This window comes from Limosilactobacillus difficilis (assembly GCF_947387495.1).
In the GTDB taxonomy this organism is placed as follows: domain Bacteria; phylum Bacillota; class Bacilli; order Lactobacillales; family Lactobacillaceae; genus Limosilactobacillus; species Limosilactobacillus difficilis.
In genome coordinates this window covers 1-212 of sequence record NZ_CANDNU010000133.1, presented here as the reverse complement: position 1 = coordinate 212, position 212 = coordinate 1, and the positions used below count along the sequence as shown (strand labels likewise).

1 pseudogene is annotated in these 212 nt (G+C 43.9%); it reads right to left on the bottom strand.

Annotated elements, in window-relative coordinates:
- Positions 1-212 (bottom strand): annotated as a pseudogene (locus tag QOR82_RS09450) (IS30 family transposase); the annotation flags it as partial.

Sequence of the window (212 nt, the reverse complement as noted above, 5' to 3'; positions counted from 1 at the left end):
TGAACTGTATCTAGTTCCCAATGGCCAATTTCGGACCGTTGGTCCGCAGTTTGAGGTCGTTGAGCAATATTAGGCCCCAAGCACCTTTTAGCTTGCGGATGAGTTCGATGATGCTTACGTTTAGGTTTTTCAAAGAGATCTAAATTGGACGTACGAAGCACACCCTCATTAATCCATTGATATAAAGTTACAACCGACTTTGGGATCAGGGT